Below are 13,148 nucleotides of genomic sequence, written 5' to 3'. Positions count from 1 at the left end.
TGACACGATATTCCGACAATTAGTGTTCCGTACCGGCAAAGAATGCTTTACCCCTGCTTGACGGATTTGATGAGGAGCTGCGCCACGTCGACGACCTCCAGCGTCTCCCTGGCCTGTCCCGCGTTCTTCTTCTCGCTGATGGCGTCGCCCAGCATCACCAGGCAGAAGGGACAGGCGGTGGAGACGGTGTCCGGGTCGGTGGTCAGCGCCTCGTCCACCCGCTCGGTGTTGATGCGCTTGCCGATCCGCTCCTCCATCCACATGCGCGCGCCGCCCGCGCCACAGCAGAAGCCCCGCTCCTTGCAGCGGTGCATCTCCTGCGTCTGTACGCCGGGCACCTTGGCCATGATGTCGCGCGGCTGCGCGTACACCTTGTTGTGCCGGCCGAGGAAGCAGGGGTCGTGGTAGGTGATCTTCTGGTCGATCGGCGTGATCGGGGTGAGCCGTCCCGTCTCCACCAGGTGCGACAGCAACTGGGTGTGGTGAACGACCTCGTAGTGACCGCCGAGCTGCGGATACTCGTTGGCCAGGGTGTTGAAGCAGTGCGGGCAGGTGGCCACGATCTTCTTGACCCCGGCCTCGTTGAGGGTCTCGATGTTCTGCTGGGCGAGCATGGTGAAGAGGAACTCCATGCCCAGCCGCCTCGCCGGATCGCCGGTGCACGCCTCCATCGGGCCGAGCACGGCGAACTTGACCCCGGCGATGTGCAGCAGCTCCGCCACCGCCTTGGTGGTCTTCTTGGCCCGGTCCTCCAGTGCGCCGGCGCAGCCGACCCAGAACAGGTACTCCACGTCCTCGGGCATCGTCGAGTCGACGATCGGCACCTCGAACCCCGATCCGTCGGGGGCGGAGGCCAGTTCCTCGATCCACTCGGCCCGCTTCGTCTCGGGCACCCCCCACGGGTTGCCCTTGTTCTCCAGGTTCTTGAGCATCACGCCCGCCTCGGACGGGAACGACGACTCGATCATGACCTGGTAACGGCGCATGTCGAGGATGTGGTCGATGTGCTCGATGTCGACCGGGCACTGCTCGACGCAGGCGCCGCAGTTGGTGCACGACCACAACACGTCCGGGTGGATAACCCCGTCCTCGCCGACCAGCGGCTTGTCGAGCAGGGCGAGCACGTCCTCGGAGAACCCCTCCCGCTCCTTCTCCCCCGCCAGCAGGTACGGCGCGACGGCGAACGCGTGATCACGCTGGTCGAGGATGAGCATCTTCGGCGACAGCGGCTTGTCGGTGTTCCACGCCGGGCACTGCGACTGGCAACGTCCGCACTCGGTGCAGGTGTAGAAGTCGAGGAAGCCCTTCCAGGTGGTGTCGGAGATCTTGCCCCGGCCGAAGACGTCGACGTCGGGGTCGGCCTCCTCGAAGTCGAGCACCTTGCCGCCGCTGCGCATCACCGGGGCGGCCCCCAGGCCGTCCGGACGGCGGGCGAACAGCACGTTCAGCGGCGCGGTGAAGATGTGCAGGTGCTTGCCGTTCACCACGATGACGAGGAAGACGAGCATCACGCCGATGTGCAGGAGCAGCCCCGTGCCCTCCAGCACCTCACTCGTCGGCAGGACCTTCGCCGCCAGTTCCGAGGCGAACGCGCCGGACGCGTACGGGAAGTTCCCGGTGTTGATCGCCGCTCCCCGGAACAGGAACATCGTCCAGATCACGTTGAAGATCATGAAGAGGATGAGCCACGCGCCGCCCAGGTGGGAGCCGGAGAACCGGGAGCCGCGGCCCAGTTTCTGCGGGGAGTTGCGCAGCCGGATGACCGCGAACGCGATGATCCCGGCGAGCGCGGCGACCGCGATGAGGTCCTGGAGGAAACCGAGAATCGGCCACGTCCCGATGATCGGGATGTGGAAATCGGGCTTACCGGTGATCGCGCCCTGAATGAGTGAGCCGTACGCCTCCAGATAAACGGTGGCCAGAATGAAGAACGCCCACATGACGAAGAAGTGCGCGGTGCCCGAGGGCGTCCACTTCAACAGCTTCCGCTGGCCGAACACCTCGACCAGTTGGGCCTTCACCTCGGCGCCCACGTTCGCCCTGGCGTACTCGACGCGCTCGGGCGCGGGCTGGCCGGCCACGGCGAGCCGGTAGAGGAACAGCACGCGGCGACCCGCGAGCGCGACCGCCGCGACGGTCATGACGAGCCCGACTATCGCTACCCAGAGCACGGGTTCCTCCCAGATCCGCGGTTGGCCGCCGGCGGGACCGCCGGTTACCGGCACACACAGAATGGTATACCGGTCAGTAACTTACCCGGACAGGTAGCGCTGGATCGTGGGGGCGACCAGCGGGATCAGTTCGCGGGCGTCCGCCGAGGCCAGCGGTTCGAGCCGGAGGATGTAGCGCATCATGACCAGCCCGAACATCTGCGAGAACGCGACCTCCATGCGCAGCGGGGGAACGCCCAGCGCCTCGCCGACCCGGCCGAGTACGGCCGTGGTGAAGAACTCGCGGACCATCGCGGCGGCCTGCTCGTGAGCCACCGCCGTCCGCATCACTCCGAGGATCTGCTCCCGGGCGACCGGATCGTCGACCATGGTCAGGATGAAGCGCACCACCCGCTCGCCGACCTCGTCACGCGGCCCCGCGATGATCGAGGGCACCACCGCGGCCGGGTCGGCCGGCAGCCGCATGGCCGCCACGAACACGCCCTCCTTGGTGTCGAAGTAGTGGTGCACCAGGGCGGGGTCGACCCCGGCCTCGCGGGCGATGCCGCGGACCGTCGCCTTGTCGAAGCCCTTCTCGGAGAACACCCTGCGGGCCGCCGCCAGGATCTCGGCGCGCGTGTCGGCCGCGCCCTGCCGCCGCCCCGGCGGCCGTCCCGGACGCCTCCTGCCGCCGGCCGACGCGGCTCCGCCTCCGGCCGACGCGGCTCCGCCTCCGGCCGACGCGGCTCCGCCTCCGGCTGAGCCCCCACCCGGGCTTCCACCCGCGTTCGCGCCGTGTCCGGTGGGCTGATCCCCGATGACGTCCCCCTTCATACGACCGGCGCCTCCGCGCGTCCCGTCGCCAGGTATACCCGCATGGGGACGGTGAGCCTGCCGTCGGGGAAGACCCGGCCGAGCTCGGCCCGCTCCCGGGCCACCAGCTCCTCGGCGTCCCTTTCGTCCAGCCGGGCGACGTAGGAGTGCGACCTCAGGTCGGTGAGGAAGTCGTCGAGCCGGACCGACCGCGTCCACCCCACCCAGGTACGCGCCACGGTGAGCCCGGCCAGCTCCATCGTCTCGGCGATCGGCGGCATGCTCCAGCCGGGCAGCGCCGGGCCGACGTATCCGTCGCACGACTCGGCGAGCCGCACCTGGTAGGCCGCCAGCCAGTCGGCCCGGCCCGCGTCGACCGTGTTCCACCAGCCCGCCACCGCTCCGCCGGGGCGCAGCACCCGTACGGCCTCGGCCACGGACAGGGCCGGATCGAGCCAGTGCCACGCCTGCGCGTAGGTCACCAGGTCGGCCGCGCCGTCCCGGAACGGCAGCTCGTTGCCGTCCGCCAGCAGGGCGGCGCACTCCGTGCGGGAGCACAGGACACCGAGCATCCGGCCGCCGCGGTCGACGGCCACGACCCGCGCGCCGCGATCGAGGAGCCCTCTGGTCGAGATGCCGGTGCCCGCGCCGACGTCGATCACCCGTGCGCCGGCCAGCCGGACTCCGGACAGCTCTTCCAGAGCCAGGTAGAGCGCCTCCGGATAGTGCGGCCGCGCCGCGTCGTAGGCCTCGGCCACCCGTTCGAAGACCACATGGCCCGCGTCGAGCCCCTCGCTCACGGCCCCGCCGGGCCGCGTGGCCTCCGCGCCTGCGCTCATGCGGTCTTCGTGGACGCGGGGAGGTGGTTCCGGGCGAAGGCGAGCGCCTCCGTCAGGTCCTCGATGCGTTCGGAGCGGCTGACCGCCCGCCGTGTGTTGATCTCCAGGACCACCAGCCCGCGGTAACCGTTCCCCGACAGCCGCTCCAGCAGGGGTGCGCAGGGCTGGCTGCCGCGACCGGGCACGAGGTGCTCGTCCTTGTTCGTGGTGCCGACGCCGTCGGCCAGATGCAGGTGCGCGAGCCTGTCGCCCAGCTTGGTCGCCATCTCCATGGCGTCGGAGCCGGAGACGGCGGTGTGGGACAGGTCGAGGGTCACGTGGGGGAAGTCGTAGTCGACCGGGTTCCAGTCGGGCGCGTAGGGCACGACCTCGTTGCCCCTGGCCCGCAGCGGGAACATGTTCTCCACGGCGAACAGGACGTCGGTCTCCTCGCGCATCCGGGCCAGCCCGGTCTCGAACTCACGGGCGTAGTCGCGCTGCCACCGGAACGGCGGGTGGACCACCACTGTCTGGGCCCCCAGCCGCTCGGCCGCGTCCCGCGCGCGCCGCAGCTTGAGCCAGGGATCGCGGCCCCACACGCGCTGGGTGACCAGCAGGCACGGCGCGTGCACCGCGAGGATCGGGATCGAGTAATGGTCCCTGAGCCGCTCCAGCACCTCGATGTCCTGGCTGACCGGATCCTGCCCCACCATGATCTCGACGCCGTCGTAGCCGAGCCGGGCGGCGAGCTCGAAGGCGTCCGGCGTCCGCTCCGGATACACCGAAGCGGTCGACAGCGCCACCTTCGGGTTGGGCACGCGGATGTTACTCATGACGCCTGCCTTCCCCCGTGGCCGGGGTCTTATCACGTCCCCGGAACCTCCGGAGGGCACGCCACGGACGCGCCCGGCCGGATGTCACGGCCGTGCCGCCCGTCGATACCTTGCGCCCGTTCACGGATCCAGACTAAGCGGGAGTGGCCCCGGATGACGCTACGCCACAGTGATGTAACCAAGATCGCCAACTATCGTGGGTGACATGCCGCGGATCGCGAGTGGGGCCGTACCCAGCCCGAACATCTGGAACTCCCCCGACGTCTACGAATTGGAAAACCGCGCGGTCGGCCCCGAGGGAGCCGTCGAGGCCGCCATGCGTGCCGTCCGGGGCTGGGACGGCGCGGCCGTGCTCGACATCGGCTGCGGCAGCGGCTTCCACCTCCCGGGACTCGCCGCCTCGGCCGCCCGCGTCGTGGGCGTGGAGCCCCACTCGGGACTCGCCGCGCGGGCCGCCGCCCGCTGCGCCGGGCTGCCCAACGTCGCCGTGCGGACCGGTACGGCTCAGGCGCTCCCGGTGCCCGACGCGTCCGTCGACGTGGTCACCGCCCGCTGGGCGTACTTCTTCGGGCCGGGATGCGAGCCGGGCCTCGCCGAGCTGGCCCGTGTGATCCGCCGCGGGGGCGCGGCCTTCGTGGTCGACCTGGACGGCACCCGTGGCGCCTTCGGCCGCTGGTTCCGCATGTCGGTGCCCTCCTACTCCCCGGACGCGGTCGAGCGGTTCTGGTCCCGCCGGGGCTGGGAGCGCCGCGACCTCGACCTGCGCATGTCGTTCGCCTCCCGGGCCGACCTGGAGGCGGTGCTGCGCATCGAGTTCACGCCGGAGGTGGCGAGGGCGGCGGCCGGGGAGACCGACGGCCTGGAGATCTTCTACCCCAACGTGCTCCGCTGGCGCCTCTTCTGACCCCGCTTCCGGCCCGCTGCCGAACCGCGACCGGCCCTCTTGTGGCCCGCCGGGAAGGGATGCCGCCCCGGAGGACTTGACCCTGACACCGGTGTCAACGCCTACCGTCGGGCGCGGAGGGCCGGCGCGGCCGAGAACGGCCGGGGAAGCCAGGGAGGCCGAGGAGGACCGATGCGGATCGGCGAGCTCGCGCGGCGGGCCGGGGTGAGCCCGCGGTCGCTGCGCTACTACGAGCAGCAGGGGCTCATCCGGGCCCGCCGCTGCGCCAACGGCTACCGCGAGTACGACGAGGCCGACGTCCGGCTGGTCGCCGAGATCCGCGGGCTGCTCGCGGTGGGCTTCACCCTGGAGGACACCCGCCCGTTCGTGGAGTGCCTGCGTTCCGGGCACCCGTCGGGCGGCTCCTGTCCGGAGTCCGTCGCGGTCTACCGGCGCAAGCTCGCCGAGATCGACGGCGACATCCGCGCCCTCCTGGCCCGCCGGGCCGAGGTGGCCGCCCAGCTGGCCGACCTGTGCCCGGGCTGCCTGGTGACACGAAGAGGAGAATCATGATCACGTTGACGGCGGACGACTTCGACGAGCAGGTGCTGCGGAGCGGCACCCCGGTGCTGGTGGACTTCTGGACCGAGTGGTGCCCGCCCTGCAAGATGATCGCGCCCATCCTGGAGGAGATCTCCCGGGAGTACGGCGACCGTCTCACGGTCGCCAAGCTGAACGCCGAGGAGCACCCCGAGATCGCCCAGCGGTACGGCGTGCTCGGCTTCCCCACCCTCAATCTCTTCCAGAACGGCGAGGTCGTGCAGCAGATCGTGGGGGCGCGGCCCAAGCGGCAGCTGCTCGGCGCGCTCTCCGGGCACGTCGACCTGACCTGACGGCGACCGTCGGACACCCGACGGCACTTGACGGCCGGGGCCGCGGGGCGATCGCGGGCGGCGGGTCACCGGCGCGGGATCCCCAGTCCCGCCGACCCGGCTGTCATTGTCGGGGCGGGCAGGTACCCTCCCCGTCGTGAGCAAGGCAACGAAGACCGCGTACCGGTGCGGCGAGTGCGGCTGGACCACGGTCAAGTGGGTGGGCCGGTGCGGCGAGTGCCAGGCGTGGGGCACGGTCGAGGAGGCCGGCGCCCGCCAGGGGGTCCATGTCGCCAAGGCCGGACCGGTCTCCGCGCCGGCCGTCCCGATCGGCGAGGTCAAGGCCGAACAGGTGCACGCCCGCTCGACCGGGGTCCCCGAGCTCGACCGCGTCCTCGGCGGCGGCCTGGTGCCCGGAGCGGTCGTCCTGCTGGCCGGCGAGCCCGGCATCGGCAAGTCGACCCTGCTGCTCGACGCCGCGGCCCACACCGCCAAGGACGAGACTGTGCTCTACGTCACCGGGGAGGAGTCCGCCGCCCAGGTCCGCATGCGGGCCGACCGGATCGGCGCCGTCCAGGACAGGCTCTATCTCGCGGCGGAGACCGACCTGGCCGCCCTGGTGGCCCACGTCGAGAAGGTACGGCCCCGCCTGCTCGTCGTCGACTCCGTGCAGACCTTCGGCTCGGCCGAGGTCTCCGGCGTCCCCGGCGGCGTCACCCAGGTCCGCGAGGTCGCCGGCAACCTGGCCCGGCTGGCCAAGGAGCACGCGATGGCCACCGTGCTGGTCGGCCACGTGACCAAGGACGGCACGATCGCCGGCCCCCGGGTGCTCGAACACCTCGTCGACGTCGTCCTCCAGTTCGAGGGCGACCGCAACTCCCGGCTGCGCATGGTCCGCGCGGTGAAGAACCGGTTCGGGCCCATTGAGGAGGTCGGCTGCTTCGACCTGCACGAGAAGGGCATCACCGGCATCGCCGACCCCAGCGGGCTGTTCGTCTCGCGCCACGCCGAGCCGGTGGCCGGCACCTGCGTGACCGTCACCATCGAGGGCACCCGGCCGATCCCCGCCGAGTTGCAGGCCCTCGTCGGCCCGACGGAGGCGCCGCAGCCGCGGCGCACCTCCTCGGGGCTCGACTCCTACCGGGTGGCGATGGTGCTCGCCGTGATGGAGCGGCGGCTCAACGCCAAGATCGGCAAATGCGACGTCTTCACCGCCACCGTCGGCGGCATCCGGCTCACCGACCCCGCGGTCGACCTGGCCCTCATGCTGTCCGTGGTGAGCGCGGCGGGCGACAAGGCGCTGCCCAACGGCCTGGTCGCGCTCGGCGAGGTCGGCCTCGCCGGGGAGCTGCGCCAGGTGCGCGACGTCCGGCGGCGGCTGGCCGAGGCGTCCCGGCTGGGCTTCACCCGGGCCATCGTCCCCGCCGGGTCGCTGGAGGACGAGTCGCCGAAGCTGCAGAGTCCCAGCTCCCGCAGGCATCTCGTGGCCCTGCGCGACCGCGGCCCGCGCACCTCGGCGTTCCTTCCGGGGTTCGAGGTCACCGAGGTGGAGAACGTCTGGGACGCTCTCACGCACCTCAGGTGAACGTTCCGTTACGCCGGTAGACTGCGGAGGCCCATCGAGCCGTCCGACCGCGGGGGTCACGTGCTGGACAGCGACAAGGGAAGCGACAAGGGATTCGACGATCGCAGGAGAGCCGTACTGGCCGCGGTGGCACCGGGTACGGCCCTTCGCGACGGGCTCGAACGCATCCTGCGCGGCCACACGGGGGGTCTCGTCGTCCTCGGTTATGACCGCGCGGTCGAGACGATCTGCAGCGGCGGCTTCGAGCTGGACGTCGAGTTCTCGGCCACCCGGCTGCGCGAGCTCGCCAAGATGGACGGCGCGATCGTGCTCGACAGCGGCCACCTGCGGATCGTGCGGGCGGCCGTCCACCTCGTGCCCGACCCCGGCATCCCCACCGACGAGTCCGGCACGCGCCACCGCACCGCCCAGCGGGTGGCCAGGCAGACCTCCCACCCCGTCATCTCGATCAGCAAGTCCATGCGGATCATCGCGCTCTATCTCGACGGCGTCCGCTACGTGCTGGAGGAGTCGGCGGCCATCCTGTCCAAGGCCAACCAGGCCCTCGCGACGCTGGAGCGCTACAAGCACCGCCTCGACGAGGTCTGCGGCACGCTGTCCGCCCTGGAGATCGAGGATCTGGTCACGGTCCGCGACGTGGCGGCCGCCGTCCAACGGCTGGAGATGGTCAGGCGCATCGCCGGCGAGATCGAGGGATACGTCGTCGAGCTCGGCACCGACGGACGGCTGATAGCCCTCCAGCTCGAAGAGCTGATCGCCGGGGTCGAGCCGGACCGCGAGCAGATCGTCCGCGACTACACGCCGGGCCCGGCCGGCCGCCGCTCCGACCACACCGCCGACCACGCCAGGGCCATGCGCGATCTCGACGGGCTGTCCGCCACCGAACTGCTCGATCTGTCCCGGGTGGCCGCCGTCCTCGGCCACACGGACGCGAACGCGCTGGACACCGCCGTGAGCCCGAGGGGTTTCCGGCTGCTCGCCAAGGTGCCCCGGCTGCCCGGCGCGATCGTCGACCGGCTTGTCGACCACTTCGGCGGCCTGCAGAAGCTGCTCGCCGCCACCACCGACGATCTGCAGACCGTCGGAGGCGTCGGCGAGGCGCGGGCCCGCACCGTACGGGAGGGCCTGTCCCGCCTGGCCGAGTCGTCCATCCTGGAGCGCTATCTGTGACGCAGGCACGGGCGGGCACGTTCGGCCTGTTCAGCGCAGGTGGAAGACGACTTTCGAGCTCTTGATCTGCCCGGCGTGCGCCGTGACGATGTACGTTCCGGCGTCGGCGGCCGGCCGCTTCGCGTCGCACTGCGTGCCCGAACGATGCCGGTCCCACCTGATCGTCCGCACGTAGGGGATCCCCCGCTGGAGCATCTGCCGGTCGACGCCGCTGCCCGCCACGCAGTCGGCCGTCGACCAGATCCGCTCCCCACCCGACAGGACACGCATCTCCAGCGTCCGGGGACCGACGTCGACCGTGCAGTCCAGGCGGCCGGTGCTGACCATGGTCACCAGGAAGGTCGGCATCACGCCCTTGCTGTAGACGTCCTGACCGCTCTGCACGGCCAGGACGAGGTCCTTGGTGTCGCACGGGTCACCCGGACGCCGCGGCCGCTCGGGCTTGGCCGACGCGCCCGGCGAACCGGACGGGCTGGGCCTGCCGCTCGGGGCCGACGGGACGGGTGAGGGGATCGAGGAGGCGAGGCCGGGGGGCAGCGCCACGACCATCGACTCGCCCGCACCCGGGGTCGCCTTCACCGCGGCCCGGCTGTCCGGCTTACCGGACGCGCTGCTGCACGCCCACGCCACGACCGCCACGACGACGAGCATCCCCGTGAGCACGGACACCCGGCGGCGCCAGTAGACGTCCGCCCCCTCGACACCGACATCACCACGGAACGTGTCCGGATCCATGCGGACAGTATGCTGATCCCTGGCCCGCAGGGGGAAAAGACTCGCCGCGTCTTTGTCGTTCCCGGTGACGACACCGCCCCGATCCCGTCCGGCCCTTTCCGGAATTGGGTGGCGATGCGCGGCGATAGGGTCGGACAGTGGCCGCCTCACTGAGAGAACCGATCCTCGACTGGTACGCCGAGCACAACCGCGACCTGCCGTGGAGACGTCCGGACGCCACTCCCTGGGGGATCCTGGTCAGCGAGATCATGCTCCAGCAGACCCCGGTGTCGCGGGTCCTGCCGATCTGGCTGGAGTGGATGGAGCGCTGGCCGACCCCCGAGTCGCTCGCGAAGGAGTCCCCCGGCGAGGCCGTGCGCCACTGGGGCCGCCTCGGCTATCCGCGCCGCGCCCTCAACCTCCACGCCTGTGCCCGGGCCATCGCCGCGGAGCACGACGGCCGGGTGCCGTCCACGTACGACGAGTTGCGCGCCCTTCCCGGCATCGGGGACTACACGGCCGCCGCGGTCGCCAGCTTCGCGTACGGCGGCAGCCACGCGGTGCTCGACACGAACGTGCGGCGGGTGCTCGCGAGAGCCGTACGCGGCGAGGAGTATCCCCCCAAGGCCACCACCTCGGCGGAACGGCGGCTGGCTGAGGGGCTGATCCCGCCTCTGGGCGCACCCCGCTGGGCGGTCGCGATCATGGAGCTGGGGGCGCTGGTGTGCACCGCGCGCTCACCGCGCTGCGACCACTGCCCCGTCGTCTCGCAGTGCGCCTGGCGGCTGGCCGGGCGACCGCCCCACGACGGCCCGGCGCGGCACGGCCAGACGTACGCCGGGACCGACCGGCAGTGCCGTGGCCGTCTGCTCGCCGTCCTCAGAGAGGCGCACGGACCCGTGCCCAAGGACGCGCTCGACGCCGTCTGGGCCGATCACGTGCAGCGGGAGCGGGCGCTCGACGGGCTGCTCGACGACGGGCTCGCCGAGGTGCTCCCCGACGGCACCTACCGCCTGCCGGGCTGAGGGCGGTCGGCCGCGAGGGAGCCGAGGCCTCAGGCCGGCGAGGTGTCAGGCGGCGAGGTGTCAGGCGGCGAGCTTGAGACCCAGCGACGTGAGGTTGCGGCGAGTCCAGTCGAGTTCGTCGGCCAGCTTGGCCACCAGCGCCGCCGGGCCCTTCGACTTGGGAGCGGTGCCGTCGTGCGCCTCGACCTCGATGTGAGCGGTCCCGCTGACCGTGCCGGAGAGGAGGGCGTTCAGCGTGTCGTGGATGACGGGCTGGGTGCTCGGGATCTCCTGGCCGTGATGGTGCACGTGGTTGATCTTGACCACCGGCGCCCCGGCGAGGGCCAGCCCGCGCAGCGCCGCGTCCGGCTCCTCGGCCCCGCACGACAGGTGGCAGGCGTCCAGGCACACCCCGAGGTGCTCGGAGTCGATGTCGCAGACGCGCGCCAGCGCCTGCTCGGTGGTCTCCAGGACGCAGCCGGGCCACGGCTCGAAACCGACCCGGATGATCTTGCCTGTCACGCTGTACAGGCCGCGCAGCTCGCGGGACAGGCGCTCAAGCCGGCGGGAGGCGATCGAGTGGAGGTCGCTCGGCCAGTCGCGGCGCCAGCCGATGGGGATGGTCGAGATACTGCCCGACTGCACGTCGTCCGGCAGGAGGAAGGCGAGGATCCGGGACAGCGCCATCGTGTACCGGTACCGCTCGGGCTTGGCCCAGTCGGGGCCCGGCACGTCCTGGTTGCGGCCACCCGTGCCGTTCAGGCTGACGACCTCCAGTCCGCGCTCCTCCAGGCTGCGCCGGAGCCGGACGAGCTCGATCCGGTCGGCCATGAGATGGTCGGCGACGGCGGGGGCCAGCCACAGGCCGATACCCAGCCGGTCGACGCCCAGCCTCCTGCGCACCGGAACGGCGTAACGAGTGAGGTGGGCGATCAGGTTCTCCAGGTCCTCCGCGGGGTGCACCCCCGCGTTGTAGGCCAGGTGAACAAGCGTCCCGTCGTCATGCAACAGGCGCATCAGGTGCCTCCCAGGCGTTTGTGCACTACCGGACCCCCGCTCGCCCTCGTGTCCGGGACCGGACCACGAGGAACACGGATCCTCCTGCCCGCGGGCTCCGGCCCGGCTTTCGCCGAGCCTTCCCTGCGGGCTCTGGTTTCCGCGTCCGCCCCGCAGCGGATTGTCCGGTACGCCGCGCGGATGACATGGAAACATGGGGCCGCGCCAAGGAACGTGTCCATACGACAGACGCGGCTGACTCTACAGAGTGTAGTACTACGTATGGTGGCGGCATACCGGATCTCACGTAAAAGACGCGCTCCAGGTGAGAAATCACCTGGAGGCGAATCCGGGGCAGTCATCCGACCATTGACCGCCGATGGGGCCGCCCTGGCGCCGGTCCCAAACCGATCGAGGGCACCCGCAGAGCTGCTCGGCCCGGCCACAGATAGGCCGAGGGGCGTCCCCCGGGTGGGAGGACGCCCCTCGGTCTGGCTCAGTCCGACTCGCGCCCCGGTCGGGTGGGGCCGGCGCCGACGCCGTCCTGGCGGCGTCAGCGTCCCAGCCCGTCAGCCCCGACGCGTGCGGGTGTGGAGCGTGCGGATCTGGAGCGTGTCAGTGCTGGATCGGCGCCACGATCGCGGCCGCCGAGTCTGGGACCGACGCGGGCTTGGTCTCGCCGACGAAGGTGAACGTGGCGGCATCGCCCTCACCCTCAACATCGATCTTGACGACCTGCCCCGCCCGAAGATCCCCATACAAGATCTTCTCCGACAGGACATCCTCCAACTCCCGCTGAATCGTCCGCCGCAACGGCCGAGCACCCATCACCGGGTCATACCCGCGATCCGCCAGCAACTGCTTCGCAGCCCCCGACAACTCCAAACTCATGTCCCGATCCCGCAACCGCTCATCCACCTGAGACAACATCAGATCCACGATCTGAATGATCTCCCGCGGCGTCAGCTGATGGAACACCACAATGTCATCCACCCGATTCAGGAACTCCGGCCGGAAGTGCTGCTTCAGCTCCTCCTGCACCTTCGCCTTCATCCGATCATAATTCGACTCGGCGTCATTCGCCTTCGCGAACCCCACACCGATCCCCTTGGAGATATCCCGCGTCCCCAAGTTCGTCGTCATGATGATGACCGTGTTCTTGAAGTCCACCACCCGACCCTGAGCATCGGTCAACCGACCGTCCTCCAGGATCTGCAGCAACGAGTTGAAGATGTCCGGATGAGCCTTCTCGATCTCATCGAACAGCACCACAGAGAACGGCTTCCGCCGCACCTTCTCCGTCAGCTGCC

General features: G+C 70.8%; 13 protein-coding genes. 6 read left to right on the top strand and 7 right to left on the bottom strand.

What is annotated here, in order from left to right:
• Positions 1–47 precede the first annotated feature (47 nt).
• The 4 genes from JOL79_RS30485 to JOL79_RS30470 form a co-directional block, all read right to left on the bottom strand.
• The gene (locus JOL79_RS30485) at positions 48–2,171 is read right to left on the bottom strand and encodes a (Fe-S)-binding protein (protein WP_307848820.1); all 2,124 of its coding nucleotides are present in this window, start codon (positions 2,169–2,171) and stop codon (positions 48–50) included.
• Positions 2,172–2,252: 81 nt separating this feature from the next.
• Positions 2,253–2,984, bottom strand: coding sequence for a TetR/AcrR family transcriptional regulator (locus tag JOL79_RS30480; protein ID WP_210159381.1), 732 nt, complete (start codon positions 2,982–2,984; stop codon positions 2,253–2,255).
• On the bottom strand, positions 2,981–3,802 hold the full coding sequence (locus tag JOL79_RS30475) for a class I SAM-dependent methyltransferase (RefSeq protein WP_230985769.1): 822 nt from the start codon (positions 3,800–3,802) through the stop codon (positions 2,981–2,983). The genes JOL79_RS30480 and JOL79_RS30475 overlap by 4 nt, the downstream gene beginning before the upstream one ends.
• The gene (locus JOL79_RS30470; protein ID WP_210159380.1) at positions 3,799–4,614 is read right to left on the bottom strand and encodes a sugar phosphate isomerase/epimerase family protein; all 816 of its coding nucleotides are present in this window, start codon (positions 4,612–4,614) and stop codon (positions 3,799–3,801) included. Before JOL79_RS30470 ends, JOL79_RS30475 begins: the two co-directional genes overlap by 4 nt.
• 205 nt (positions 4,615–4,819) lie before the next feature.
• Here JOL79_RS30470 and JOL79_RS30465 point away from each other — a divergent pair, with 205 nt between their 5' ends.
• The 5 genes from JOL79_RS30465 (at position 4,820) to disA (ending at position 9,124) form a co-directional block, all read left to right on the top strand.
• Positions 4,820–5,518: a class I SAM-dependent methyltransferase gene (locus JOL79_RS30465; protein ID WP_210159379.1), complete on the top strand. Its 699-nt coding sequence runs from the start codon at positions 4,820–4,822 to the stop codon at positions 5,516–5,518.
• A gap of 171 nt (positions 5,519–5,689) precedes the next feature.
• Positions 5,690–6,070: a MerR family transcriptional regulator gene (locus JOL79_RS30460; protein ID WP_210159378.1), complete on the top strand. Its 381-nt coding sequence runs from the start codon at positions 5,690–5,692 to the stop codon at positions 6,068–6,070.
• Complete coding sequence (gene trxA / locus JOL79_RS30455) at positions 6,067–6,390, top strand: thioredoxin (protein ID WP_210159377.1); 324 nt, start codon at positions 6,067–6,069, stop codon at positions 6,388–6,390. The genes JOL79_RS30460 and trxA overlap by 4 nt, the downstream gene beginning before the upstream one ends.
• 136 nt (positions 6,391–6,526) lie before the next feature.
• On the top strand, positions 6,527–7,954 hold the full coding sequence (gene radA / locus JOL79_RS30450; RefSeq protein ID WP_210159376.1) for a DNA repair protein RadA: 1,428 nt from the start codon (positions 6,527–6,529) through the stop codon (positions 7,952–7,954).
• 60 nt (positions 7,955–8,014) lie between these two features.
• Complete coding sequence (disA, locus tag JOL79_RS30445) at positions 8,015–9,124, top strand: DNA integrity scanning diadenylate cyclase DisA (protein ID WP_210159375.1); 1,110 nt, start codon at positions 8,015–8,017, stop codon at positions 9,122–9,124.
• 30 nt (positions 9,125–9,154) lie between these two features.
• On the opposite strand, the gene JOL79_RS30440 is transcribed toward disA, so the two are convergent.
• The gene (locus JOL79_RS30440) at positions 9,155–9,859 is read right to left on the bottom strand and encodes a hypothetical protein (protein WP_210159374.1); all 705 of its coding nucleotides are present in this window, start codon (positions 9,857–9,859) and stop codon (positions 9,155–9,157) included.
• 137 nt (positions 9,860–9,996) lie between these two features.
• Here JOL79_RS30440 and JOL79_RS30435 point away from each other — a divergent pair, with 137 nt between their 5' ends.
• Positions 9,997–10,863 (top strand): iron-sulfur binding domain-containing protein, encoded by an 867-nt coding sequence (locus tag JOL79_RS30435; RefSeq protein ID WP_307848819.1) that lies wholly within the window; start codon positions 9,997–9,999, stop codon positions 10,861–10,863.
• A gap of 60 nt (positions 10,864–10,923) precedes the next feature.
• Here JOL79_RS30435 and JOL79_RS30430 read toward each other — a convergent pair whose 3' ends face one another.
• Together JOL79_RS30430 and JOL79_RS30425 are read right to left on the bottom strand one after the other, a co-directional pair.
• Positions 10,924–11,859 (bottom strand): sugar phosphate isomerase/epimerase family protein, encoded by a 936-nt coding sequence (locus JOL79_RS30430; protein ID WP_210159373.1) that lies wholly within the window; start codon positions 11,857–11,859, stop codon positions 10,924–10,926.
• A gap of 594 nt (positions 11,860–12,453) precedes the next feature.
• Positions 12,454–13,148: AAA family ATPase (locus JOL79_RS30425; RefSeq protein WP_210159372.1), on the bottom strand; the 695-nt coding region annotated here is incomplete at its 5' end.

This window comes from Microbispora oryzae (assembly GCF_017896165.1).
GTDB classification, from domain to species: domain Bacteria; phylum Actinomycetota; class Actinomycetes; order Streptosporangiales; family Streptosporangiaceae; genus Microbispora; species Microbispora oryzae.
Note: the sequence above shows the minus strand (reverse complement) of the source record. Positions and strands in the feature narration are given on the sequence as shown.